The sequence below is a fragment of the Enterobacter cloacae complex sp.6700776 genome, from assembly GCF_048284255.1.
Lineage (GTDB): Bacteria > Pseudomonadota > Gammaproteobacteria > Enterobacterales > Enterobacteriaceae > Enterobacter > Enterobacter intestinihominis.
In genome coordinates this window covers 1-271 of record NZ_JBLVYK010000284.1, presented here as the reverse complement: position 1 = coordinate 271, position 271 = coordinate 1, and the positions used below count along the sequence as shown (strand labels likewise).

The following is a 271-nucleotide window of genomic DNA, read 5'->3' as shown; positions in this document are numbered from 1 at the left end:
CACCGGCGGCCTGCCGAACCCGCTGCCACTGCGCTGGGTGCATCCTGCGGCGCGCCACGCGGCCTTCGATGCGCGGGCGGCGTTACGGCGTGCGGTGGCAGCGCACCCGCACCCGTCATCGCCGCCCGGCATGCGTTTCGCCTATTCAAACCTCGGCTACTGGCTGCTTGGCGAGGTGGTCGAGCAGGCGGCCGGCCAGGCTTTCACGTGCTATCTGCGCGATCAGATCCTGGCGCCCCTCGGCATCGAGCCGGCCCTGCTGGGCTTCGAG

At 71.6% G+C, this 271-nt stretch carries 1 protein-coding gene; it reads left to right on the top strand.

Annotation, left to right across the window (positions count from 1 at the left end; all coding sequences use genetic code 11):
* The coding region (locus ACNQ0T_RS24270) for a serine hydrolase (RefSeq protein ID WP_417930502.1) at nt 1-271 on the top strand (271 nt) is incomplete at both ends.